Here is a 25738-nt window from a genome sequence, read left to right as displayed (position 1 = left end):
CTTTTGTTGACGCCTCAATATCTTTGTTTCGAGGGTCGGATTTTTGTGGAGTTCGCGATGGCATCGGCACTGAACCTCGGTAAAGAACGTGAAACAGTCCATCTAAGGCTATGCTCAGGACTTTCACGGCGTCAGGTGGGGAGCGGAGAGCAGTACATCACTAAGGTGGCTCTGATTGCGAGGAAGGTACAGAGGTAAGTATCTATCCCGGAACGGACAGCTTGTATAGCTGTGTATTTACTCCTGTCCGCAAGCCACCTGATGGTACTCGATAGTCTCAACCGTATAGCCTTGCGGCACGTTAAAGAGAGCTGGATCCGGATCTCCCCGCTGCAGATCAGTCAGTTCCACACGTTCCAATCCATACTTTGGACCACTCGTTACTTGAAGCAACTTCAAATCGAGTTCGCTGGATTTCCAGAGTTCAGTAGTGTGCTCAGGCATGTCAGAGGATCCGCCACTTTCGAGCGGCGTCATGATCGTTCGCATTCCATATGCGAGCAGGCCGTGAATTACCTTCTGGCCAAGATTCTCCGTTACTACGCGCATCTTGATCTGTTTTTTCCCTGAAGGATCCGCAATCGAGGCAAAGGATTCCAACTTACCTTCCGCTGGCGAGGCGGGCACCTTATACCAATCCCCAAACCGTGACTGGTGCTGCCCGTGCTCATCTGCCCAGCAACCTTTGCGCCCGAACCAATACGGCCAATGTCCCAGTTCTGCCATCTGACTTTTCGAGTTCCAAGTTAGCGTCTGCAGTCTGGCAGGGTCTTGTACAAAAAACCAAAACGATTCTGTCCTTTCTTGGCCATTCTGAGATACTTTCACGGTTTTCTGGTAGGTCCTTCCCTGCCGGTCGCGGGCAAGCACCTCGGTGGAAGTACTGTTCCACGACGAGCCATCAGGCAAAACTCTCTTCATCGTGATAGTCAGATGGGCCGAGTATGGTGCTGCCGTTGCTGAACTTGCGCCATAGGTCGTGCGCTGCCAGCAAAGCAACATGGCGGTGGCAGAGATTGCCGACAACGAGAGCAGTATTAAGCGTCGATGACGCATGTCCTTCCCCTTCCTTTCAGCTATCTCGAAAAGATACGGCTATTTTAGTCCCCATAACCGCCGAACGGTCCCGGGAATGTGGCTTGTGTCGAGTTGGCGGACAACTCGGGCTTTCGGCTTTGATTTGCCCCTGAATTAAACGTTCTCTATATGGGGGTAACGGCCAATTGTACTGAGCGGTCATGAGTTGTCCAAGAGGCGGCGAACGGAGGTCCTCCCAATGCTGAGCCGTCTTGCAATTTCCGATTTAGACAGCTACTCCCTGCGATAGAGCCGCCTGATCTCGAAGGTCTTCTTGGCTGCGGATGTCGGTCTACCAAAAGTTGTTCCTTTGGCTCGGGACTGGGAGATGCCTGCCTTCACCCGCTTCCGCAATATCTCATGTCCGAAATCTGCGAATACTGCCAGCATTCCTGCCAGCGCATGGCCTGAGGGCGTAATCATGTCGAAGGCTTTCGCTGAGCGAGACGAAGCCGATGCCCAGTTCCGACAATTCCTTCAAAGTGACGACTAGAGCAAAACCAGCGTAGGTGTATCCCGAACCACAACTCCCTACGCAGGTTTTCCATCGAGAAAACTTGCACATCGCCGAATTTGGATAGGACATAGTAACGCTGGTTTTGGTCTAGATCTGGAAGGGAGCGGCCCCATCTATCGAGACGCCAGACCCCGATCACGTCCAACTCGCGGCGGCGAGCTGGGGCAAAAGCTCAAGAGAGGAGAAATTACAGGCGCATTTTCAACCACTCAATGCCCGGTTGCGAAACGAAGATCGAATCGATAAGGGATTGGCTTTGCGATTCTTATTTTCCGAAAATCCGGATGGTCAGGATTAAGGAGAAAGTTTGATTCGCCGGGTACCAGGACGCTTGGTACACGAAGAACTGCAGAACTCTTGGAGTCGGCCCAACCATCTCCGATGGCCTGAACGGCCGAGGGAACCGGGTCTGCGGTCCAGTTTCTCGGTAGTGCCGTTCTCTCGATGCTTTCGACCAGTGCATCGTCAAAATCGACTGCGATCAAAGCATAGGATCCCAACAGCGCCGGAGCGTCCAGGTGTACCAGAACTTCAAGCACCGCCAATGCCTGGGATTGAGCCACATAAACAAGAGCGGTGCCGGGGCTGTTCCATCTTCCACCGTAAAGCCTCGCCCCTTGTCCGGTAAATGCAGTGCGGAGATGTTTACGCTTGGTAATTCTCCAGGCCGTCGGCATTAGGAGAAGATACCCTCTTCCAGACGGCCAATCAGATTTTCGACCTCCCGAGCTCCTGGCTCCATGCGGGAATATCGAAGCGGAACTTCGCCTTGAAGAGCCTTTTTGGGAGTACATAGCCATTGGACGGCCTCAGCAACATTTCCTTCGAAGAGCTCGACCGCTTTTTCAAAGATGATCGAGATTCGCAAAAGGCGCTCGGATTCATCGGTTTCCAATCGACCCGCAGTACGCCGTCGAGAGAGGGTACGCTCTGGAATACCGATGAGAGTTGCAAGATCTCCAAGACCAAGTCCGCTATTGGCTACGAGAGTTTCGAGTGCATGAAAAGAAAGTCCTGTTTCCAGCTCCTCGATCAGCCTTAGTGTCGACGTGGGACGGAGGCCAAGACTCGCTCCCTGTGTGCGAAAGCGCGAACCCCGTTGGGAGACCAATGATCTCACGCGAGCCGGATTTCGTTTGGTCTGTGTCGCCATACAGACTATGGTACTCCATTTCGGCCAGATTGTCGTCTGATTTCGGCCACAGTGTCTGACACCCAGACGCTGAACTATTGCTATTGCCGCTTAGGAAAGCCTACTTGCGAATCAGATAGTGTTAGCTGACGTTTCAGTTGTAAGCTATTGAAAACAAGCTGCCGATCCATCGTACCCCAGGTTGTTGCCTTGCGGTAGAAGCCGCATCTTTCCACCTTCTGCCAATCCTAAGCAGAGCTGACAGCAGCCTACTCGGCACTGACGTTGAGTAATTCTACAGAAGGATAGCTGCCGATCCAACTTACTAAGTTCAGAGCAGCGTAGCGCTGTGCAATCCGAAAGATGTTTGCATTGGGTATGCCAAGAATGTCGGAAACTAGAATTCGGTTTACGCCACCGTGAGAAACGATGGCGATTGTTTCTCCTCGATGCTCCCGATAGATCCGGCAGGCAGATGCCAAAACGCGCTCTTGCATCTGTTGAAAGTTTTCGCCATTAGGGAACTGAGTTTCAGTAGGATTCTCCATCCACTGCCGGTAGATCTCGGGATGTGTATGTGCAATATCTTCGTATCGCTGACCCTCGAAATCTCCAAAATCTATCTCACGCAATCCCTCATCGATTCTTACCGTAGAGGAGTGCCCAAGAGACAGGATTTTGGCGCTTTCCGTGGTCCTCTTGCGGGGACTGGCATAAATTGCGGTTAACGGCTCGTTCCGCAACATCTGCGAGACCAACTCAATCTGTCGCTTCCCGGCGGAAGAAAGTCCGACGTCGAGTTTTCCATAACAACGGCCTCTGCTGCTTGCATCCGGTTCTCCATGCCGGACCAACCAAATGCGAGAAGCTACGGTTGGGTTATCACTCATATCTTTATCCCAGCGCAACCCCGGCGAGCAGCACGATACTCTCGCCTAACTGTTCGGAGGCTCCCAGAGTATCGCCAGTAATCCCATCGATTTTGTTCCTGCAATATCTCCCCCAGGCAATAGCAATCACCGCAGCTAGCGCCCAACAGACAAGGCCACGCCAGTTTCTTAGCGCGATTGCAATACAGGCAGTCCAGAACGTAGCCCAAAGCATCTCTGCCGGGCCCATGTAGCGTGATACGGCCTCGGAGTTTCGCGCATACGGAATCCATCGAGAAAGCAGCACAATATTCCAGCGTCCCAGCACCGGTGCCAAAATCAAGAAAGGCGAGTACATATTACGCGAAATCAGTGTTGCAATTGTAACGGCTTTCAGGAGAAAAAGCAGAATCAGCGCAACGCCGCCATAACTTCCGATGCAGTGATCGCGCATGATACGCAAGATATCGTCTACGGTCCGCCCCCCGCCAAAACCGTCCGCAGTATCCGCCAGGCCATCCATGTGCAGAGCCCCGGTCAGTAATGCCTCGGCGATCAGGATCAGCACGGCCACGATAGTGGCGGGAAATAGCATAAGCATCGTCCGGGAAATTCCTATGGAAACCAACCCCAGCAAGGCACCTACCACAGGAAACCAGCGGGAAGACCTTCCTACGTCCTCGGTTCCGAAGGCAATGGAAATAGGGATGCGCGTGCAAAAGGCAATCGCAGCCAGGAGAGATCTCATTGCGACACCACCGGATGCTCCAGGGTTGAAACCGCCGCGGATTCAAAGGTTGCCATTTGACTAAAAGCTGCAACCGCGCCCTGAACGATCTTCATGGCCAGTGCAGCTCCCGTTCCTTCGCCCAAGCGCATATCGAGGTTCAATAACGGAGGCTGCTGAATCATATCGAGAAGATACTTGTGTCCCGGTTCAACGGAGCTATGGGCCGCAAACAAATAGTCTCTTATCTTCGGTTCAACACGAACAGCTAATGCAGCCGCAGCGGTAGCGATAAATCCATCGGTCAGCAAAGGTCTTCTGTTTGCCGTTGCGCCCAGGCAAAAACCACACATTGCGGCGATTTCCAATCCTCCTACTCGTCTTAGAATCTCAACAGGATCGGATAGCTGACCCCTGTGAAACGACAGCGCCCTTTCTACAGCCAAGATCTTTCTCCTCAGGCAATCATCGTCTGCTCCGGTTCCGCGCCCTACTACCTCGCTCACCTTACATCCTGTTAATGCAGCCGTAATAGCACTGGCCGAAGTGGTGTTGCCAATTCCCATTTCGCCAAATCCAAGCAGATCGCATCCTTCGGCAGCTGCCTCATTTGCCATCTCGATCCCGACGCGCAAAGCTGTAAATACTTCTTCTGCTGTCATGGCAGCATCACAGCAGAAATTTTTTGTACCCTTGGCGACATTGCGGCAGACTAATCCATTCGTATCGCCGATGGACCCAATTACTCCCACATCGACCACCTTCACCTCAATACCGCCTACCCGGGCGAGACAGCTGATTGCAGCACCGCCGCGAAGAATATTGACGACCATCTGGCCGGTTACAACCTGAGGATAGGGACTTACGCCCTCGGCACAAACACCATGATCTCCTGCAAAAATAACAATACGCGGCTTTGCAACAGAAAAAGACAAGGAGCCGGAAATTGCAGCGCACCGGTTCGCGATTTCCTCAAGACGTCCGAGACTGCCTTCCGGTTTTGTCAAGTGACGCTGCCGCTCCTCCGCCTGTTGCCGCGTGACCTGAGATATCGGCTCAATACGTCTTATAACTTCCTCAACGAAAGACCTATCGGGGCTGCTTGTTGTTTCCATGTCACTCTCTTTCCTGCAAATTGTAGTCGATTAACGGCTCTTCCCGGAACGAACCTCAATTCAGCAGGTTCATCGGAAAGAGCAGGAGCAAAGGAAGTGCTATCGAAAAGAACCTTCAAACTCAGAACTGCAGATGAACCCCGCTCATAATAGCCGTGCCCGGAGTTCGATAACCGCTCTCGTAGTATGTTTGATGAAAAGCATTTTCAACATTGACAAAAAACCTCATGGTGCGCCCGTCCTTGAAAGGCATCTGATAGCTTGCACCAACCTGTCCTCGCCGCATTCCGTCGAGGCGGAATGCATATCTGCCGATAGGTGCAAGGTAGTTGCTGGAAAACATTGTTCCCAGAACCGTGGTAAAACGGGAACCGAAATGTCCAATCGCCAGCAACGAAAACTGATGATCGGGAGTAATAAACGTCTGGTAGATCGACCGCACCTGTGGCGTCGTCTCTCGCGCGCTGGTGAAGGTATATGCAGTGCGCAGGTTCAGGTATCGGGAGGGAGTGACAGACAGACTGCTTTCTACTCCACGTGCAATTCCACCCTTGGTATTGATATAGCCGTAGTTACGGCCATATGGATCAGTTGTAGCATCAATAAAATTACTCCAAACGATTACCCTATTTAGCCGCGTATAAAAATACGTGACCGCTGCCTCCGCGCGCCGATTCCAAAAACTTTGATCGATGCCGGCATCCACGGCCTTCGATCTCTCTGGAGTTAGCGTTGGGTCGCCATAGGCGCTATAACCACCAAAAGCACTCCCGTAAAAGCCACTGCCAAAGCGCTCGAATAACGAAGGAGCCCGATATCCGCTGCCCGCATGCATACGGAGCTTTGTTCCCGCCTTTCGAAACAGATACGCTGCAGAGGCATCCCAGGTATTTGCCTTCGGAGGAGCACTAAATTGGGCACCGGCATACGGTGCATTCGTGATGGGATAGAAGACAGGCCTGGTCAGAGTAAAAAATTGTCCCCGGTAAGAACCCACTGCCTGCAAACGGTCCTGAAGTAGATGAAGCTGGTCTTGAATAAAAATCGCGTTGTTTCTCTGAACTCCGCTTGTAGTCCAGTTTGCACTCGCATCCGGTTCGGAAGTGCTCCCGAAGTAGCTCTCATTCTCGAATTCGTAACCAGCATTAATTGATTGGTACTTCCCGGCACGCCAATCAATACGTGCCGCAGCCGTGTGGATGGTTCCATCGTACCGTTCACTTTCAATTCCGCCAAAAGGCTGATAGCCATTGGGGAAACTGCTGGAGTATCCCACACCAAACGGGCCATTACTATACGTGCGCCGGGTATTCAACCCCTGATAGTTTACGGCTAGGCCTAGAGAGTCGGAAGGATGAGCACTCACAATCAGTACTCCGGAGTAGGAGCGGGAGCTGCGATTGTAATCCAGATCGTCGTAGTCTGAAACAAACGTGGCATTCCCTATGTTCAGAGAGGAAAGAGGAACACCCTTTTCGAAAAAGCGTAGTTCGGAATCGGGTAACGGAACAGCAGGAACCGAGCCCTGGCGGGGGAGATTTCCAATCGGAGCGGGGCTATCGGACACCCGTGAAAAAGAATCGCTCACAAACAGTCTTGCCATGATGTGTGTCATGTTGGAAAATTCATAATCGAGACGCCCCTGAGCCACACTGGTACGTGCGGGAAGCCTTCCATCTAGGCCTTCGACGACATTCAGATGAGAGATACCGGCGCTATATCCGAGCTTGGAGTGGAAGAGAGAATCCGATAGGTTGGCGCGTCCTCGGAAAGCACTCATCGAACCGCCTTCTAGGAGAAGAGAGCCTCTGGTGCGGCCTTCACTGACGCTGGTAATAATATTAACGACACCACCATTGGCATCTGTACCGTAAATGGAAGACCCGGTACCGCGCAAAACTTCAACGCGATCCGTGTCGGTTACCGCCAGGTCCTGTAGCAATTGGGAGGCATCGCCCTTCGTTGTCGAAGCATCACGCAGGCGGAATCCGTCGATCAAAACAGCGGTATCCTGCTCCGGAAGTCCCCTGGTACGAATGGCGACAAGACCGCCGGAGCCACCTAGCTGCTGAACGCGCAATCCGGGAAGATAACTCAATGCATCGGTAATTGAGCTTTTGTCCAGGAAATCGATAGTCCGAGAATCGATCACCGACACGGATTTTGCCAACTCGTCTGTACTTTGAGCCGTTCCCGATGCAGTAACTGTAATCGAAGTTGTAACCGCAGCAAGCTGCAAATGCAGGTCAATATGCAACTGGGCATGCTCGGATATCTCCACGGACTGCGCCTCGATAGTCTCGAATCCAGGGGCAATAGCGCTTAGCAGATATACACCGGGAAACACACGGTCGAAACGATACGATCCTCCACTGTCACTCGTAACTTTGCTCTTGATCGTATTATCCCGGGAAATCAATGTTATAACCGCACCGGAAAGGAGCGACTCCTTTGGGTCTTTGACAACACCACTGACGGATGCCGAGGATTGGCACCAGCCGCAAGAAGCGGAATAGAGAAGAAAGCCGATAAAGACCATCACTCTAAATATCATGATTCAGACCCTCCAAAGACATCTGCAAAAGTGACGATGCCGTTCGATCCGAGCCGCCATCTCTTTGTCTTCCATACACGCCGTTGCGATATAGGCAATAAGGGAAAAAGAAAGACAAAGAGATTTCGCGATGTTGCTTTTACCACTACGTGCTCCACCAAAGAAAAGGATCAGCATAGTGTCGGACCTCAAGGATTTCGCAAACCAAGCTAGTTGGTTAGTTCAAACGCAGGTCATTGGAATAGTGCATTACACAAAAGCAACGAACTAGTCTCTCGTTGCAAAAAGACGTAGATAGGTAAGCTTCTCTTCTTTATAAAGACGAATAGAAACGCACACAGCTTTCTGAAACCCGGAAACAACATCTTCCCCGTGTTTGCCATAAGCGGACTGGATCTTCTCTTTAAAATCATGCTCGAAGACCGGACAGAAGTAGTTGGTCAAATGCGTTCGCGCAATTCTTCCTAAATCGCAGACTCTCTGAATGCGAAATCCAGATTGCGCAATCAAAGCTATCATTTCCTCGTCTACAGCGAAGTACGGCGAGACAAAGTGAAAGCCCATCTCTTCCCTGTCCTGCTCAGTCGCCCTGGGGGTAAGCATCCAATCTTCTAGAACAAAGCCCGCCCCTTGCCGCAAGGTGTGGACAATGTTCTTTAGCATCGCAGCCTTATCTTTTATGTGATAGAGCATATTGATGGAGATCGCACCATCCAGTTCCTCCCATGGGTAAGGGTTCTGGCAATCATGCTGAAGAAGCGTCATTCCTTCTACCCATTGGATCTTCATCTTATTCAGACGCTCGCATGTCCTCAGTTGAACCCGGCTGATATTTACTCCACAAACATGAACGCCGTAGTTATCGATGAGAATTCGCGCCGGACCGCCAATACCGCAACCGACATCCAGAATTCGATTTCCCGGTTTTAGATCGAGAAGACGTGCGGCCTCAAGTGTTGAAAGAACGGCGCCGTAGTACCATCGCGTCCCATCTCTCCAGACATTTTCGTCATCCACCATCGGAGGATGCAGTTGGTCTCCTACCAGGTATGCGAGAGGGCCTGCACCCCTCAGATAACTATAAGGATCAAAATTATAATGCGCCCTTACGGTAAGTCCCGGGGATTCAATTGTGGCGGTTCTCCTCATGTGGCGGATCCTCTAGTTGTCCCTGGTTTGCATATGTCCATTCCTTCCTCGAAGGAGATGAAGAAATAGCTATCCCTTTCCAATAACTTCATATTTGTCCTCTTGTCGAAAGAGCAATCAAGTACTTTGGTCGCGTTGTCGACTACCCGCTTCCGCTCCTCCTCAGCCAATTGAAAACAGCTGAGACCAGCAAGCAATATAACTTGCCGTACCACCATTCTAGAAAGTTATGGCCGGAGCGGTCATCCCTAAATATCCCATGAATGTACGCCTCTATGGAATAATCGGGAGTTAGCTGAGTTGCCAATTCCGTGGAAAATAACAGTGTGGCGGTGACCCATCCTGCGACAGCATGCCAAGTTTTATCTTCTTGAAGAATCGTTTGCACCTGCAATACGCCTAGGCTGGAGACAGAGATAGGATTCTCTCCATTTTCGGTTCCGGACAAATCGTCGGTGCGCATTCCCAACCTCTGATAGCCGTCGCAAAGTCCTACTATCATAGAGCGATCTTTCCCTCTAACAGGTCTCACAATCACTTCGGAAGATCCAGTGGCACGCAGCCCAACGACGCCATTCTCTCCGCAGCAATGACCAGTAACAATCGTTGGTGCCCCTAGATGGGACGTTCCGGACACTGCCAGCGATCGATATTTCCTCATAAACTCACTCTATTCCCAAGGTCACAGGCTCGATCTCGCGACATCTCTGTTCCAGTTTTCTCAGGAAATAACGCTTCGTCTCCGCTGGTAGAGAAGCCATAGGGCAAAGGGGCCTCCCAACAGACCTGTGATAGCGCCGACGGGCAGCTCCGTTGTCGAAACAACGGTACGCGCAATCGAATCAGCCATCAGAAGGAACGCTCCACCCACAACAAAGGACGCAGGGATAACTCGGCGTACGTCCTGCCCCACGATCAGCCGTACAACGTGCGGAATAATCAGGCCTACAAAGCCAATGGCCCCTCCGAGAGCAACGGCAATTCCTACAGCAAGAGAAGAACAAAGATACGTAAGCTGCTCACAGAGTCGAATATTAACGCCCAGGCTTCCTGCTGCATCTGAATGTATCGCAATCAGGTGAAGGTCGTTGGCCTGCGCCAGAAGAATAATCCAGCTCGGAAGCAGGATTATCAGGGCCGGATAAATGGAACTGAAACCAATCACCTCCAGGTTGCCGACCAACCAACGAAGAATCATGATCGCCCGGCTATCGTCGACCATATATTGGATTGTCAGCACTCCCGCAAAAGCAAATATGTTGACAATTACTCCCGCGAGCAACAAAACAGAAGGGATCACGTCTGTCTGTGTTACAGCAATACCATAAACAAGCGCAATAGAGAGTAGCGCTCCTGCAATGGCACAAACAAAGACAAGCGGGAACCCAAGGAAGTTGGCGTTGATCCCCAGGCCAACGGCAATACTTGCACCCAGGGCACTTCCCCCAGAAACACCGAGAGTATAGGGCTCGGCAAGATGATTACGAAAGAGGCTCTGTAATACAGCGCCGATCAGTCCAAGCGTTGAGCCGATCAGAAGTCCAAGAGCGGTTCGAGGAATTCGCAAACGAAAGAAAACTGCATGGGCCAGAGGATCATGGAAGATATTGGCAAGACTCACATAGCCCTTCCCGGCAAACAGAGACCACACAATCGCTCCCCCAAGAGGTATAAGCAAAATCGCCAAAAGATACCGAATCGGAATACTTTTGAGCTTCTTCATGTTGTTCTCCAGCCAGCCGTATCCGCTTTTTGTGACTGTTTCCGGTAAAAGTTACTCTGACCACACAAATGTTCTGGAAGCGGAAACAATGGTGCGAATGTTGGGATCCGCATAGATCTCGGCGAGATTTCCTCTCGTCAGTACTGTCTCCGGTGTTCCTGTTGCGATAATCCTTCCGCCTTTCATCGCATGCAGCATATCCACGCGCGAATCAATTAGGGAGATATCATGGGTTACGAGTAACACTGTTGTCTCGTAACGGTCCCTTAGGTAACCCATCGCTCGCATAAGGATTGCCCGGTGCTTCAGGTCGAGAGCAGAGGAAGGCTCATCGAGGAGGATCACTGCAGGCCGTTGTGCAATAACTCGTGCAACCGAAACGAGCTGCCTTTCCCCTTCAGACATTTCAAGAACAGATTTATAGGCCAATTGTTGCTGTCCCATCATCTCGAGCGCATGCAATGCAATTAAACGATCCTCCTGGTTCTCGGTCTGAAAACGTCCTAACCATGGTGTTCTTCCGGTAAGAACAACTTCGAGCCCGGTAAAGGGAAATACCGCGCTGACGGTTTGCGGAACATATCCAATATAGCGGGCAAGCTGGCGTCTATGGATACCCTGTACAGGACTTCCGTTATAGACGAGAGCCCCTTTCGAAGGCTTTTGTAATCCTGCAAATATCCGAAGGAGGGTCGACTTTCCCGATCCATTGCACCCGATCAACCCGTTAATCGATCCCTTGGCAAGCGATATGTTCACACTGTCCAATACCAAGACGGACTTTATGTAATGAAAGCAGATATCGTCGCCCTGTAAGATCGTCTCCTTGCGAGGAGATTCAAACAGCGTAGCTCTATCTTCAAACTCGCGAGTCGCCATGTAGAATCTCCCAAAATCTCCCAGCCGTTTTCACAATGAATTGCGATGGATGAACGATATACTCCTCGTCAAGAGGAACAACTCTCTTATTCTTCACAGCCTGCAATTCCGGTATAGCACTCCAGATCGATAATCCACTGCTTCTGTCCGTGATCTTTTGGCGGCTAATATCGAAAATATAGTCGGGATTACAGATCATCAGTTGCTCTAGCGAAAGCTTTACGGCAAACCCGGACTTTACCGGAGGCAAAGGATAGCGGCCGCCGGCGACTTCTACCAATTCCGTCATATATCCTCCGGCGGTAGCCACATAAATATCGCGTAACGGCCCAGGTGGACGATCTAGAACGAGCAGTACGGAGGGCCGGCTTTTTGAACTAGAACCCTTTGCAATTTTTTCCAGGCCATTTCGAGTCTCGCGCGCTAGGGCCACTCCTGCGTCCACATGCCCCGAGGCCGCGCCAATATCCTCAATCCCTTTATAGATTTCGGCAATGGTTCTGCACGGAAGAGTCAGAGTGGGAAGTCCCCACTGGCGCAATCGATCTTCCAGAACCTGACTCTGCGCTCCTGTGAGAACCACCAGATCGGGCCTAAACGAAACAATTTTTTCGATGTTAGGAGAAAGCCATCCGCCAATGTGAGGTAGGCTTTTGACCTCGGGAGGATAAGTACAATAGTCAGAAACCGCAACAATCTGCTTCAAGGCCCCAACTCCGAAGAGCATCTCCGTCAGACTCGGTGCTGTCGATACAATGCGTTGCGAGGCACGAGCGTACACGGGATGCGCTGAAGCCAGCCATGTTACAAAGCTCCAGGCAAGGAATGCCCGTCTTGAAAGATACGAATGGGAATTGCCACAAATGCTGTCAGATCGATATGTAATGTTTCTTTCCATTGCCCATAGTGTCGAACGAATGTCCCCAGGATGCTTCAATGTATATCTTCTCCTCACAATCGCAGAGACACGGGTAGAACTCCAACTCTTGTTTCATGCGCAACGGCGCGGGTATCCGCGTTGCCTAGAAAATCAGATGTATTCTCATAAAGTCTGCCGCCATCAAGAATTATCCTTCTTTCGGCCAAAGACAGGGTGTTCTCTCGATGGCTGACAAGGATCATTGTGGTTTCTAAATTCTCTTTCTGCAGAGCTGTAAATATATCTTTTTCCGCCTCGGTATCGAGAGCACTAGTAGCCTCATCAAGCAACAGAATAGGACGAGCTTGAAGCAGGGCACGGGCAAGCGCGATGCGCTGGCGCTCTCCTCCGGAAAAGTTGCTGCCGGAGTATTCAACCACCATGCGAAGCCCTTCCGGCCGTTTACCTAAGAAGGATTCCAGATGGACGATCTCCAGCACATGGTCTAAAGATGCCTGCCTGCACGACTTAACGCCCAGCGTAAGATTCTCGTAAAGAGTTCCCCGAAATAGAAGTGGAAATTGGGGAACAAGCGATACCTGCTGTCTCAGGTTATCGAGCCTGATAGATCGGATATCCGTTCCATCCAATTGAATGGAGCCTTCCTGAACATCATAGAGTCGCGCTAGGAGCCCCATCAACGTGCTCTTCCCGCTACCACTTCTTCCGGAAAGAGCAACTTTCTCTCCCTCGTGCAGGATGCACGATATCTTGTCAATCAGCGGAGTTTCAGGCTCGTAGCGAAAGGTGATTTCTTCCAGAGCAATCTTTCTGGCATGCCGTATTGGCAGCAAAATCGCATGACGGCTGTCTATTATGTCGGAGGCGGAAGATATCAACTCAAAGATACGGCCGACACTGCTCCTTGCCCTCTGCAGCTTTACCACAATATCGGTAAAACCTCCTAAAGGTTCGAAGAGCCGTGAAACATAGCCGAAAAAGGCAACCAATCCGCCCACGGTAAGGCGATGGATCATCACTCGCCATCCCCCGTAGATCAGTACCAGAGACATCGCAGCGACGACCGACGATAGAGTCCCAATACTAAAGATCCACTCGCCCTTTCTCAGGCGCAACTGAGCCCGAAACGACGCGATCGAAAGCCGCACGCATTCCCTTACCTGCCGACGCTCTGAGGACAAGAGCTGAACCTGCGTAATACCGCCGATAGCATCGTTCAGGAAAGAGGCAAGCTCTCCCGACCTCTGCTGTGCCAGATTGGCATTCGTACCCATCTTGTTGTTGCAGCGGATCTGAATCAAGGCACTTACAGGCAACAATAATACGAGAATCATTGTTAGAGTCTTGTCCAGGAAAGCCAGAACAATAACGATAAAGACCAGAACACTTACGACTCGCAGCAGGACAGGAAGAAGCTCTCCGACGATTTCGCCGATGTCCTGTAACTCGTGGTCGATTCTTGAAGCAACGTCCCCAGTTCTGTGAAAGCGGTAAAACGACGCGCTGAGCTGTTGCAAATGAGAGAAAACTACCTGCCTGCTTTTCAGCACATTCCAATTGACCGCCTGAGAGAGCTTGAGGCTTCCCCACGCCTGACAAAAAAGCCGCGCTTCATGAATGCCTAGAAATCCCAAACCCGCACCTACAAGCAAATCGAGACGGTGCGACGGAAGCACAGTATCGACTAACCACTTCAAAATCAAAGGATCCGACGCACCAAGAATAGATCCAAGCAATAAGAAAACGGCGCTGGGACAGTAGTTGATGGCGAGCCTAAAAATCGGAGGACTAAAAGAAGCCCATTCCGTCCAAATGCTGGAACCATGTCTGAAGTATTCGAATTTCCTTGCAGAATCGTGCATCGTATAAGGCCAAAAAAGAGAAAACGATCAGCTACACGTGGAGCAAAGGCGAACTTTTCAGATTACCCTGCTCCACGTCGAATCAACTTACTGACAAACGTGCGTTGAAGAAGAACTCGAAGCATGAAAGCTCACAGAGCTAAACATGGAACAGTCTGAGGATACATGCCTGGCCCTTGTTATTTCTTTCTTTGCCGATTTAGAACGTTGAGCGGCCATATTTGCCTGAGTACTAAGCAAAGCATCAAGATCGAAACTGTAATACGCGTTCAGGAATTTTGTGCGAACTTCTGAGGTATCGAGCGTGAGACTCTGCACGGGCGTAGTGGACGATGCTGTAAGTCGAGTCCCAATGCCCCCAAAGGCGTTTTCTATCACGGCGCCATTTCCAGTCCAATCTGAAGCAATCAGGTGATATACATGGTCTGTTGCAGTATCCCACGAACCCTGTAGCTGCGTGACAGGCCAGAAATAATTCGTAGAAAACTGCGCGGGCCCATTTAGAGGTTTTACTGTACCAACAGTGGAAGTGACCACCAGTAAATCCGTTCCCACCTTTGCTTCAGCGGTCGTGGTCTCTGGAAAGAGTGCGTCCCGTCCAAGCAGGATGCCCACTCTGGCAGTCGGCAGATCCACGGTCAACGGGACCTCGCCGCTTCCTTCTCCAGTCAATGCATCGTGAATCTGCTGCCTTAGAAGTGGAGCCACATTCGGACGAAAGACAGCGAGGTCCTCATGAGGAGGAGAGCCTCCTTCTCCAACCGCTAACAGCGATGTTATCAGCAGCTTAATATCATTTTGCTCGACAAAAGCTTGTAGCTTCCCCCAAACTCCCTTTCGATACCAATTCGACGAAGAAACTGAGGCAGGAAGCATCGACATACCAAAGCCGGGTAGAACCACCACATCAGAGGGTTTTGCGTATTGCGCCCATAGATTCTTTAAAATGAGCAGATTTTTATTAGGATTCGCAAGATCGGGCTGATAGGCTACGGTTGTTGCCGTAACAGGACCAGCCGAGGGCAGGTCCGGTGCGGGCTGGTTATTCATGTCAGGACGATAATAAGTGTTTCCGATGGCTCCATAAGCAGAAGGACGGCGGAAATCCACAGAGTAGACTGGATTCAACTTATTGCCAATTCTTGCGTCGGGAACATCGATCACAGAGTAGAGGATTTTGTCGACAGGATTCGCTTCGTCCTCCGCTTTAAAGACGAGTTGTACTCCCCCATCGGGCTTAATCACAGCGGATGGAGCGTCATTCATATTGTAGACAAAGGGTGTCCCGAACCGGGTATCAGTCTCAACACCCCAACGATTGGCGGTCAGGAACCATATTCCGTTTTCTCGTGCGCGTGTTTGCCATATATTGAGCTGGCCTGAGTTTCCCCACCAATTTGCCGGAAGAACCACGATATCCGCACCTTCCAGAGTTACGATGCGGAGCCAATCCGGCAGGTAGGAGTCGGAGCAAATGATAGTAGCGATATCTCCATAAGGCGTTGTTACCACCTGAAAAGGAATATCTCCGCGATCATGCCATCCGCTCAAGCCGCGTTTTTCCTGGGTTTCAACAAGCCCATCCGGGCCGTAAACGATAACTGTGTTATATACCTTGTTTTGTGGCATTACTTCGGCGATGCCGATAAATACATAGCCATGATACTGGTGGGCAAGCGACTTAATTTGAGCAAGTTGCGGATAAGGTGCCGTGAAACCGAGGCCGTCGAGAACCTGTTGACGGGTTATAGAGAACCCAGTGGTAGCGCACTCTGGAGCGATAACGATGTTGGCCCCATTCTGAAGTGCCTGTTCTACCAGAGCATTCAAACGTGTGACATTGCCATTGACATCTCCGAGAGTCGGGAAAAAGTGGATCAGAGCCACTTTTGCTGAAACACCATAGGCAGAAAGAGCGGTCAGCCAAAAGAAAATTGCTACGAGACCCCACTTCCTTCTAGTACGTGTGATTGACCATAAACATTGCATAGTATCCCCATGCTTGAAATAGCGCTAAAACATCTATTTCTTCGCCGAACGGCCGTTGTGGAATCAAGTTAGAGTGTTATACGGAGATCAAATTCATCCCAATTCTGCGCTCGATATTCCGGAACGTCAAAGCAACAATGCATTACGATTCGTAATAGCCTTTACAGGAGACAAAATAGAAAATGAAGAGCGAATCGCCTGAAACAGGCTAACTCTAATAAATAGATAGGTATACGGAGTAACTTGAAGAAAGGGCTAGATTTCCCTCTACTCTGACTTTGGCAATCAGGATCAGAGAAATTGAAACGGAGTGTACGCACTGCTAAGTTAGCAGGAGCCCACGGATGAATTCGAATCGGGTGTTCAGGCTATGATGGGCTTTTATACGCGAAAATGGCTGAATATGATCGAAAGGGTAAGAGCGCAATTCGCCGGGGGAGATGAAATTTTATATCAAACGAAAGTCTTAATTTAACCCGTTAACCACTATCGAGACTAGTCCCTGTTAGCAGTCCCGGCTAGGTGAGATACTCACTTATTCACCTGTTTGGCTACAGCTGCAATGTACTCTCCATTTGTCCCACAACATCCGCCCAGTACATTTACACCAAATTCCCTATAGAGCATATGGATAGCACGCGCATATCCCACCGGATCGTCGGCTTCTAGACATGCGGCCCCGTCGAGCTCTTCTGGGCTTTTTCTCGACGCGTTTCCTTGAATACCTACAAATCTGCCAGCAATACCCGGGCATCTCCGATTAGCTGCCTCTAGTGCAGCGTAGAAGTTGGCCGGATGTACGCAATTGGCAAAATAGCCAGCAGGTAGTCTTTCTACAGAAGCATCAATCTCCGAAATTGCATCTTCTATGAACGTTCCATCCAGCAATGTTCCAGTAGGACGCAAAACGAAGCTAATTCCATAGGGGATACCCGTTCTTGATATTGCTCTAGCAATTCCAAGCGCCTCAGTCAGTGCAGGAAGCGTAGTAGCGAGCAAAAAATCGATGCCGGATTCGGCAAAAGCCTTAATGTGAGGTGCGTGAAATTCTTCTGCAACGTCAGCTGTCAGAGCTTCTTTGGGTGCGTAAGCGTCCCCTCTACATCCGACGAGACCGCCAATGTATATCGATGCGTTTGCCTCCTTATAAGCAGACCTGATTCCATTCAGAAACTCATATGCATCCCGTGCTACCTGCTGAATGTCCGGCAGACCGGCCTGCTTGAGACGCTCTGCATTTACTCTCCAAGTTGGCGTATAGACTATGATCTCTAAATTGTTCTGAATGGCAATATCAATATATTCGCGCCAAAGACTCGAAAGCGCATGACGACCGCAGTCGCTATATAAAAGTGATGCATTCGCGACAAATGAATTGATTTCGACATGAAGGGCTCGCCGCAGTCTCTCAACTATAGCCCCTTCAGTAAGGATAGGTTTGCCGCTCTTGATGACCGATTCCAGTTTGTCGGAACGCATTGCCATATCTTTGCTCTTTATTGAAGTCGATAAAGAGGATTATAAATGGCCTATCTTCATATCAAGACTTCGAGCCAAATCGGTGTGTTTAGTTGCTAGAGTAGCTGTCCTCGATGTCTCTAGTCAGCCACTTTCCTTCCCTCTGAGTGTTGATTCAAGTGATACGGAACACTGGGATTGGGGATTACGACATTGGTCATCGTGAAGAATTACTTACTGTTAGTGACAGTTACTGAAGCTAGGCCAAACGAGCGCAATGGCTTGTCCGTTTACATCTAGGCTGCCTGTCGTCTTAACCTTCCCCTTCTGCCTAATATACTAGGCAATACCCTTGAAAAACACAGAATTGCCTAGTATATTAGGCACATGCTGCTTCTGTCCTCCATAGCGGAGCAAATCGCTGAGAAACGCAGGAAAATGGGCCTGAGCCAAGCGACGCTCGCAAAAAGAGCGAGAGTTAGTCGCGCGACTCTCGATGCTTTGGAAAACGGCCGCTTGGGAGAGCTTGGATATTCGAAAATTTCCAACATTCTGGCGGTGCTGGGATTGGAGCTGAAGCTTCAGGAAGCAAGCGCACGCCGCCCAACTCTTGAAGATCTGATGAACGAGAGAAGTGATGATTAAGGTATGGACCGACGCCGTTGAATCCGGGCTGCTCGATCGCTTCGGCGTACGCGGCAGCACTTTTGTGTATCAAGCGGACGCGCCTTCTGCGCACGCTGTGTCCGTAACCATGCCTGTCCGCTTGCCGTCGTGGGATATTCAATATGGATTGCCTCCCATTTTCGAGATGAACCTGCCCGAAGGGGTACTTCGTGAACGTCTCCGTCTCGCTTTCGCAAAGGCGACGGGTACGTTTGACGAGTTTGATCTGCTGGGCATCGTCGGGCGCTCTCAGATTGGACGCATACGCTATACCGGTCAAAAAGAGCATTTACAAGAGGATGTGCCCTTCCAGTCTGTCGATGAGATTTTGGAGAAACGTCGCGGCGGCGATTTGTTTCGCTATCTCATAGACAAATTCGCTTCGTTCTCCGGCATCAGCGGTGTGCAGCCGAAAGTTATGGTGCGCGATGAAGCTGCATCGGTTCCGCTCAATATGGCGGAGCATCGTCTTTCCCAAAGCTACCGCGGCGCAACACACATCGTGAAGTTTTGGGAACAGAATGAGTATCCCCAACTCGCCGCAAACGAATACTTCTGCCTCAAGGTCGCCGAAAAGTCAGGCTTGGAAGTACCGTCCTATCGACTGGCGGAGAACGCGCTCGCGCTAGTCATTGACCGTTTTGACCTGCGGCCGGACGGTACCTATCGTGGCTTTGAGGATTTTGCCGTCCTGAACGCTAGGCGCACCGACGAAAAATATCGTGGGAGTTACGAAACTTCAATCATGAAGCGCTTCGTCGAGTTCACAGATTCGCCGCATGTCAGCGAAGACCTGGAGAGGTTATTTACTCTCATCGTAATCAATTGCGCTCTACGCAACGGGGATGCGCACCTGAAGAATTTCGGAATTATCTATGACGATGTTAAGGGCGAGGCAAGATTAGCTCCCGTTTACGATCTTGTAACGACGACTGTCTACCTGCCGAAGGACAACATGGCATTAACACTCAATGGCACCACGAATTGGCCAAAGGCCAAGGATCTGCAGCGTTTGGGGGAAACACGCATGGGTGCCTCCCCTGCCTCCGTCAGAGAGATTATCGGGCGCATCGACGATGCCATTGCAGCCACCTCAAAGGAAGTGCGTGCTTACATCAAAGGTCATCGGGAGTTTGAAGATATTGGCCATCGTATGCTCCAACAATGGGAGCTAGGTGCCACGACTTCCCTCAAACCGGTTTGATCACAGTACGCGCCGCCGAAAAGCTGCACAAGGGCACATCCGCTGAACTGCCCTGGGACCATGATCCGCAATGACAATCTGCAGTACGACAGACGTCCTTAGTTGTTGCCATAACTTTTGTTCGCTTCCGCCAAAGTCAATTTAAAGCTGATGAGGAATATACGCTGTAACCTTTTTGAGTTCTTCTGACTCGAAAGGTTGCGCGTGAATTAGTTCTCTCCACGTCTGATCCGTTACGCCTGCGACGGAGAGAAATATGTACCAAATTGCGCGCGAAACAAAATTTACCAAGGAGAAGAACATGACAAAGGTAGGACGTGGCATACTTGCGCTTACTCTCGGACTGGGCACATGCGCACCCCTGATGTATGGCGCTGCAGACTCCGCCAGATCATCCACTGTATTTGTGATGACAAACGCCGCCGACAGGAACGAAGTCGTTATGTACACACGGGAATCCGACGGTACATTTTACGAAAGCAATCGCTACGCGACCGAAGGACGAGGTAGTGGCGGCACAAACGATCCGCTCCAGTCACAGGGCTCTCTCACGTTCGACTGTAACCACAGCCATCTCTTTGCGGTAAATGCAGGAAGCGGCACGATCACCAGTTTTCGAGTGAAACACAACGGCCAACTGGAAATCGTGGATAAAGCTCCTACGGGTGGCAGTGAACCTCTCGCCGTTGCTACGTGGCAAAATCGCGTGTATGTGCTTGATGGTGCAGGCGCAGGGACGGTCGTAGGGTTTTCGGTTAGTAGGGAGGGGCACTTGCACGCGATCAAAGATGCCTCAGCCTTCTTAAGTGGTACCTCAGCAGGTGGCTCATCAATCTCGATTACTCCCGATGGTCAGTTTTTGGTAGTTACCGAGCGGCTTACAAACAATCTTGATGTTTTCCGCATCTTCTCGGATGGCACTCTAGGGCCAATTCAAACAAGCGCGAGCCCTGTCCCAGGTATTTTTTCCGCAAGTTTTGATCCACGGGGTCATTTGATCCTCTCTGCAACGGGACCTGCAAATGCAACTAATGCATCAACAATCTCTTCGTTCGCGGTAAAGAACAATGGCTCATTGGTGGCGGTAACGGAGAGCTTGCCGACTTTTGGCAACGCGAACTGTTGGAATGCGCTTACACCAGACGGCAGATTTGCCTATGTTTCGAACGCGGGATCTTCAACGATTTCTGCTTTTTCAATCGAGAAGAGCGGGGTACTGAAAGCAGTAGGTCATACTGTGGTCGCCACGCAACCAGAGGGAACCACGAATCTTGATATCACGACTAGTGGAGATGGCAAATATCTTTACACCCTGAATTCGAAAGTCGGCACGGTGGGTGTATTCGCAATTAATAGCGATGGCACATTGTCTCCAGAGGGAGAAATCAGCGGCCTGCCCAAGGATGTTGGCTTCAACGGCATCGCAGCACTGTAGTTGTTCAGGAAGCAGACAAAATAATTGCGAGCGAAGATCAGTTCTCTTTCGCTCGCATTTACGTGCAAGTTCACTTATACAAAATAGGTTGGTCAGACCTGCTCTCCATCCCGCCACCAGATATGATTTAGCTGGGGTTGACTCTTCCCCGCTACTGAAGTGGACGCACCGTGAGACGATGACCTTGAATAGTTACATCAAATGTATCTTGTTTCAGGACGTCGCGAAGAAACCCAGCAACTGATTTCCCATCGAGATGGCTAGGCTCTAGAATCTCACCAGCGTGTCCCGGACGCGGGTCTGGGATTTGGGCAAGGCGAAATAACCCCTTGATCACAGCAGCGTCGGCGGTAGAGAATGTATTGGTTTGGCCGGCAGGTGCCGGGGTCAGTAGAATTTGCCGAACCAGTATCCGATCTTTTTCACCTTTTTTGTCTCCACCACCCACACTCGCAGATTCGAGATCATTGTAAATGGCATCTCGCTCCTGCTTTGTAGATGACACTACGTCGGTGGCGATCTTGAAGGTCTCTTTGGTTCCGCCCTTTGCTTCAAGTTCAGTATGTCCCGCGTGAGCAACCCAAACATCCTTATCTTTGAACTCGTTCAAAACCTCCTGCTCCTGCGAGGTTAGCTTCTCGCCACTTCCAGCCTTCCTACGGGCGTTATCGATATTTATAGCCGTATTTGTATCCACAAGGGTACGCGAAACCGACGCCGGAGAGCTGGATGGCTCCGGCGGGCCTGAGGCCGTTGTAGACTTGCTGTTTTGAACTTCGATGGTCTCTGTTCCCGATTTCTCCACGCTTTCATGGAAAGAACCCGGCTGCGTTTCATGGCTATTGATAGAAGGAGCAGATTCCATGAGCACGGAACCTTCTCTTTGAACTTCCAATCCCGCAGAACCCCGATAAGCCTCTACGCGAGACCTCTCAGACATTCCTGCGACTACTGGCGTAGCTGCGTCGAACAGATTACCGATTGCTCCTAGGTATTTTTCGCCTTGGTTGGCCCAATCTTCTGCTTTCTCTTCACCACCGCTTGCATAACCGGCAACGTATCCCCCTAATCTACCGGCTGCGCGTGCAAGTGTGCCTGCTGCTCCCGTGTTCGCCAATTGCTCTGTATACGCATTAGTCTTCTCGTACAATGCACGATCTTTGCGATGAACTTCATCCCGCTCGGCCATATATTGCGGGCTGGTATTTTTCTCGAGAATTTTTCTCTCGCAATCTGGTTGTGCCAGTGGCTGGAACCGCATTGCTCCTGTGTGACATTCGTCATGTAACTTTTCTTGCACATCTTTAATGCGCGATGTATGTTGAGCATGGAACTCTGCATCAGTCAGATATGTTTTATCGACGTTAATGTCCTTTTCAAAAAAAGCCACATCCATCGGATTCTTCCCGATCTTCTCCATGAAAGCATCGTAACGCTGAGATTGCGTCATCATTTTCCCGGTCTGGATTTCAATTGGGGAGAACGAATGCCGGGTTTGCGGAATTTGTCCGGTAGCCTCGTACATACGATGTGCGTCGGCCAAGTCATTTTTCATATCCCGATAGTTGCGAACGCCATCCTCTCCCATCGCTTTTCTGATCGCCTTTTCATCCGCTGGCTCAGCCTCCTGGGCGGCCACTTCCTTTGCATACGCAAGCAGCTTCGGATCACTTACGTCGAGCAATGGCCCAATTGCTCCCTTGATTAGCGGATCAGTCATTGGAAAAGGCTGCAAACTTGCAGTATTTGAGGTCTGGATGTTCGCGGATTCACTATGCGTAGATGCCACATCAGATTCCGACTCATCTGCAGGACAGCTTGGACCAACTTGCTGTGTATTTGTGGGTTGCTGTTCGAAGACGGTTTTGTCATATATTGGCGATATCGGACAGCTGCTGTCCACTCTCGAGCCCATACGCGGCTTCCTCCCTTTAACCTCTTAGTTATCGTCCTATCGCGCGCGAAGTTGCTAACTAAAACAGATGTTCTGGCTAGGGATGAGGTGGATTGTATATAGGAAATAGATTTGTTCGATTCGCTCCGTTATCCATCAAAAAAATAATAATCCTGAGGTTGCTTTCTGCTAGACTTGCATAACTACCAGGTGCTGTGACTGTCGTATCTCATCAGGACCGCAAGACGCCACAACGTGATCAGCATTTGCAATTCGTACAATTCCTTATGTACTTGAAGATTGGATTTGTGTACCTGACGAATTTCGGGGAACTTAATTCATGATTCCTGCATTACCTCACCTGAAGCGTATCTCGCACTATGATGTAATTGAATCGATCGTCCGCGTCGGCACCATACGCGTTTACCGTGCGAAGGATATAACCTCCAAACTAACGGTAACTCTGAAAGTAGTTACGCGAGACTCGCCGGACGAAAACACCCCTACGATTTTGGAACAGTTTCGCGAGCAAGCAAAGGTGTCTATCGGTCTCAAACATCACGGAATTATTGAAATCTATGAATACGGCGAGGATGGTCCAGTGGCCTTTCTCGCATCGGAATTCCTGGAGGGTTGCAGGCTAACGCCTCTGCAGCGCGTTCCGGTCACCGACGCGGTGAGTTTAGCTCTCCAGATCCTTGAAGCGCTGGAATATGCACATAGCCGGGGAATAATTCACCTTGGCCTGCAACCTTCGTCTTTGGTGCTAACGAGTAAAGGCCAGCTCAAGATCGCAGACTTCAGGATGTCGAGTAAGAAAAACATAGTGTCTGCATACCTGGCTCCAGAACAATTGGATAATTCACCTATGGACCGACGCGTAGACTTATTTGCGGCTGGCGTCCTCTTTTATGAACTGCTTACCGGGAAGAGCCCCTTTCCCGATCCGCGAGCGAGAGACTGGCGCATATTTCGCGAGACAGAATTGCATCCATCAGCCCTGAACAGTGCAGTGCCTACAGTGTTCGATGCCATCTGTCTCAAGGCGCTTTCGAAACAACCCGATGAGCGTTATTCCAGCGCGCAGGTTTTTAGTAATGATATCCGTAATGCTTCTCAGCGTATATTTGCATCGCCCCCATCGAATGTGGTCTCAAACGAAACAGTGGTTTCAATCTTCCTGACCAGCCTCCGTGGAGGTATCAGGCAGAAACGGATGCGACACGCTAACCAGGAATTTTCACCGCCGCCTGGCTCTTCGTCTCTCGCGGAGGCATGGGACGAAAGCATCTTGCGGGAGGTTACACATCAACTGAGCGCCTTCCTTGGACCCCGTAGCAAGTCTATTGTCCAAGATGTTTCGGCAAAGGCGAAGGACTTGGATAAGCTCTATGAGCTTGCTGGAGAGAGTTTAGAGAACGTCGACGATCAGCGCGCGTTTCTAGCTAGTAAGTCAAATTTGCGAGAGAAAGATACAAAGGGTTCTAACGCTTCAAACAATTCTGCCTCGACGTCTTCTCGACAGTCAGAGTACGTTCCGTCAAAAAACAGCTCTAGAGTGGAAAACGATGTATTCCTTTCTGTTCAGCGGCAGTTTGATCGCCTCCCCGAAGAGGGCTCAAGACAATCAATCGCTCTTGGCAATGAGCTCATCCATCAACAGCAAGAAGAAATAGCATCGGCACCTAAAGCGAAGGGTGTCGCTCGACCCACCGAACCAGAACACGACTCGCAGTCGACATTGCAAACTAGCATCCACTCCCGCCTGGAAGAAATTCTCGGGAAGCAACCCGAAAATCTCGCAGGATACCTACAAGAAAAAGCTCCTGAGATGAATGAGGTCATTCACGTGTTCGTCGCAGCAGCCGATGCATTGGTGAAACGATATGCGGAGAAGAATCAGTCAGTCGGCCTAACCCCCGAAAATATCTGCTTTGATCGGTTGGGCAAGGCGACAATTCGGGTTTCCACGTCAACGGTACTGGCGGGAAGCACTATGGACGGAGCATTGGGAAGTCCGCGCTATGCGGCACCGGAAATCTTCGCGGAGAAAACCAATGGAACGGAACTATCTCCAGTGCGCTCCGACATATATGCACTAGGCTTCATGTTCTACGAGATCTTACTAGGTGACGAGCTATTCCGCGCAGCATTTGCCGGGCAACGTTCGGCACTGGAATGGTTGCGTTGGCACGCAGATGTAGAGAGCAAAGCTCCACCGCTAAAGCAGCTCTTGCCTCAGCATCCAGTAGCCCTTTCGGACCTCATCGAAGCGATGATTACGAAGGATGTCGCAACAAGAATCTCCGACCCTGCCTTAGTTTATTCACGCCTCCGCAATATTGCCCAGCAGTCGGACAAAACAATTATTGTGCAGAAGCCGACAGGCCATGAGCAGGAAGCTGTGGTTCTCCCTTCCGGCCACTCTAAAAGCAAGAGGCGGGGATTAAAGATCGTTCTGTTCACTGTAGTAGTTGCTGTCTGCGTGCTCTTTGCCTGGCAAAACCAGATGCTCCGGCGTAAGCTTGTACCGCTCTATCTTCGCTATCTTTCTCCCCACCTCACAGGAGAAGTAGCACAACCAAAATAGCGAATCATGAATTTTGAA

22 protein-coding genes are annotated in these 25738 nt (G+C 50.5%); 4 read left to right on the top strand and 18 right to left on the bottom strand.

Going from position 1 to position 25738, the window contains the following annotated elements; all coding sequences use genetic code 11:
* Positions 1–237 precede the first annotated feature (237 nt).
* The 17 genes from AC6I7T_RS00240 to AC6I7T_RS00160 all read right to left on the bottom strand — a co-directional run bounded on the left by AC6I7T_RS00240 (position 238) and on the right by AC6I7T_RS00160 (position 17958).
* Positions 238–1056 carry a hypothetical protein gene (locus tag AC6I7T_RS00240; protein WP_497788169.1) on the bottom strand — a complete coding sequence of 273 codons (819 nt, stop codon included), beginning with the start codon at positions 1054–1056 and terminating at the stop codon, positions 238–240.
* 255 nt (positions 1057–1311) lie between these two features.
* Entirely contained in the window at positions 1312–1467 is a 156-nt protein-coding gene (locus AC6I7T_RS00235) for a hypothetical protein (RefSeq protein ID WP_497788325.1), read from the bottom strand.
* A gap of 336 nt (positions 1468–1803) precedes the next feature.
* Positions 1804–2271: an RES family NAD+ phosphorylase gene (locus AC6I7T_RS00230; protein ID WP_497788168.1), complete on the bottom strand. Its 468-nt coding sequence runs from the start codon at positions 2269–2271 to the stop codon at positions 1804–1806.
* A complete protein-coding gene (locus AC6I7T_RS00225; protein WP_497788166.1) occupies positions 2271–2747 on the bottom strand; it encodes an Xre family toxin-antitoxin system antitoxin in 477 nt (158 codons plus the stop codon). The genes AC6I7T_RS00230 and AC6I7T_RS00225 overlap by 1 nt, the downstream gene beginning before the upstream one ends.
* Positions 2748–2995: 248 nt before the next feature.
* The gene (gene cobC, locus AC6I7T_RS00220) at positions 2996–3616 is read right to left on the bottom strand and encodes an alpha-ribazole phosphatase (protein WP_497788165.1); all 621 of its coding nucleotides are present in this window, start codon (positions 3614–3616) and stop codon (positions 2996–2998) included.
* 4 nt (positions 3617–3620) lie between these two features.
* A complete protein-coding gene (gene cobS / locus AC6I7T_RS00215) occupies positions 3621–4343 on the bottom strand; it encodes an adenosylcobinamide-GDP ribazoletransferase (protein ID WP_497788164.1) in 723 nt (240 codons plus the stop codon).
* Positions 4340–5437: a nicotinate-nucleotide--dimethylbenzimidazole phosphoribosyltransferase gene (gene cobT / locus AC6I7T_RS00210; RefSeq protein WP_497788163.1), complete on the bottom strand. Its 1098-nt coding sequence runs from the start codon at positions 5435–5437 to the stop codon at positions 4340–4342. Before cobT ends, cobS begins: the two co-directional genes overlap by 4 nt.
* Before the next feature lie 121 nt (positions 5438–5558).
* On the bottom strand, positions 5559–7991 hold the full coding sequence (locus AC6I7T_RS00205; RefSeq protein WP_497788162.1) for a TonB-dependent receptor: 2433 nt from the start codon (positions 7989–7991) through the stop codon (positions 5559–5561).
* Between the two features lie 3 nt (positions 7992–7994).
* Positions 7995–8168: a bifunctional adenosylcobinamide kinase/adenosylcobinamide-phosphate guanylyltransferase gene (locus AC6I7T_RS00200; protein WP_497788161.1), complete on the bottom strand. Its 174-nt coding sequence runs from the start codon at positions 8166–8168 to the stop codon at positions 7995–7997.
* Positions 8169–8258: 90 nt separating this feature from the next.
* On the bottom strand, positions 8259–9140 hold the full coding sequence (locus AC6I7T_RS00195) for a class I SAM-dependent methyltransferase (RefSeq protein WP_497788160.1): 882 nt from the start codon (positions 9138–9140) through the stop codon (positions 8259–8261).
* A gap of 142 nt (positions 9141–9282) precedes the next feature.
* Positions 9283–9801 carry a hypothetical protein gene (locus tag AC6I7T_RS00190; protein WP_497788159.1) on the bottom strand — a complete coding sequence of 173 codons (519 nt, stop codon included), beginning with the start codon at positions 9799–9801 and terminating at the stop codon, positions 9283–9285.
* Positions 9802–9861: 60 nt separating this feature from the next.
* Complete coding sequence (locus tag AC6I7T_RS00185; RefSeq protein ID WP_497788158.1) at positions 9862–10863, bottom strand: FecCD family ABC transporter permease; 1002 nt, start codon at positions 10861–10863, stop codon at positions 9862–9864.
* Positions 10864–10914: 51 nt separating this feature from the next.
* Complete coding sequence (locus tag AC6I7T_RS00180) at positions 10915–11742, bottom strand: ABC transporter ATP-binding protein (RefSeq protein WP_497788157.1); 828 nt, start codon at positions 11740–11742, stop codon at positions 10915–10917.
* Positions 11723–12679: an ABC transporter substrate-binding protein gene (locus AC6I7T_RS00175; RefSeq protein WP_497788156.1), complete on the bottom strand. Its 957-nt coding sequence runs from the start codon at positions 12677–12679 to the stop codon at positions 11723–11725. The genes AC6I7T_RS00180 and AC6I7T_RS00175 overlap by 20 nt, the downstream gene beginning before the upstream one ends.
* Positions 12680–12693: 14 nt before the next feature.
* A complete protein-coding gene (locus AC6I7T_RS00170) occupies positions 12694–14484 on the bottom strand; it encodes an ABC transporter ATP-binding protein (RefSeq protein WP_497788155.1) in 1791 nt (596 codons plus the stop codon).
* Between the two features lie 87 nt (positions 14485–14571).
* On the bottom strand, positions 14572–16473 hold the full coding sequence (locus AC6I7T_RS00165) for a carbon-nitrogen hydrolase family protein (RefSeq protein WP_497788154.1): 1902 nt from the start codon (positions 16471–16473) through the stop codon (positions 14572–14574).
* 531 nt (positions 16474–17004) lie between these two features.
* Positions 17005–17958, bottom strand: a complete 954-nt coding sequence (locus AC6I7T_RS00160) for a homocysteine S-methyltransferase family protein (protein WP_497788153.1) — start codon at positions 17956–17958, stop codon at positions 17005–17007.
* 360 nt (positions 17959–18318) lie between these two features.
* Between AC6I7T_RS00160 and AC6I7T_RS00155 the strand changes: the two genes are divergently transcribed.
* From AC6I7T_RS00155 to AC6I7T_RS00145, 3 genes are all read left to right on the top strand, one after another.
* Entirely contained in the window at positions 18319–18576 is a 258-nt protein-coding gene (locus AC6I7T_RS00155; protein ID WP_497788152.1) for a helix-turn-helix domain-containing protein, read from the top strand.
* On the top strand, positions 18569–19801 hold the full coding sequence (locus AC6I7T_RS00150; protein ID WP_497788151.1) for a type II toxin-antitoxin system HipA family toxin: 1233 nt from the start codon (positions 18569–18571) through the stop codon (positions 19799–19801). The genes AC6I7T_RS00155 and AC6I7T_RS00150 overlap by 8 nt, the downstream gene beginning before the upstream one ends.
* A 301-nt stretch (positions 19802–20102) precedes the next feature.
* Entirely contained in the window at positions 20103–21236 is a 1134-nt protein-coding gene (locus AC6I7T_RS00145; protein WP_497788150.1) for a lactonase family protein, read from the top strand.
* A 151-nt stretch (positions 21237–21387) separates the two neighbouring features.
* On the opposite strand, the gene AC6I7T_RS00140 is transcribed toward AC6I7T_RS00145, so the two are convergent.
* Entirely contained in the window at positions 21388–23151 is a 1764-nt protein-coding gene (locus AC6I7T_RS00140) for a hypothetical protein (RefSeq protein WP_497788149.1), read from the bottom strand.
* 319 nt (positions 23152–23470) lie between these two features.
* Here AC6I7T_RS00140 and AC6I7T_RS00135 point away from each other — a divergent pair, with 319 nt between their 5' ends.
* Complete coding sequence (locus AC6I7T_RS00135) at positions 23471–25720, top strand: serine/threonine-protein kinase (protein WP_497788147.1); 2250 nt, start codon at positions 23471–23473, stop codon at positions 25718–25720.
* The last annotated feature ends 18 nt before the right edge of the window (positions 25721–25738 follow it).

This window comes from Humiphilus diazotrophicus (assembly GCF_059726315.1).
Note: the sequence above shows the minus strand (reverse complement) of the source record. Positions and strands in the feature narration are given on the sequence as shown.